We start from the raw sequence: 263 nt of genomic DNA, 5'->3' as shown, positions 1-263 counted from the left end.
CATCTACACCGTCGACCTGAACGTGAAGGGTGAAGCCCCTCTGCTGCTCAAGTTTGCCGATGATCGCAACGTCAATCCGGCACCGGACGTCAGCTACAAGGTGGTGGGCCAGGCGCCGGAAGGCCTGGCTGAGCGGCCAATCGTGGTGGGCTTTGGCCCCTGCGGGATTTTCGCCGGGCTGCTGCTGGCACAGATGGGCTTCAAGCCGATCATCCTCGAGCGCGGCAAGGAAGTACGCCAACGCACCAAGGACACCTGGGGCC

At 63.5% G+C, this 263-nt stretch carries 1 pseudogene; it reads left to right on the top strand.

The features are described from left to right. Positions 1-263: pseudogene (locus tag AAEY93_RS20750) on the top strand (hypothetical protein); the annotation flags it as partial.

This window comes from Shewanella sp. CAL98-MNA-CIBAN-0140 (genome assembly GCF_040309905.1).
In the GTDB taxonomy this organism is placed as follows: domain Bacteria; phylum Pseudomonadota; class Gammaproteobacteria; order Enterobacterales; family Shewanellaceae; genus Shewanella; species Shewanella psychromarinicola.
This window is presented reverse-complemented; position numbering and strand designations above follow the sequence as displayed.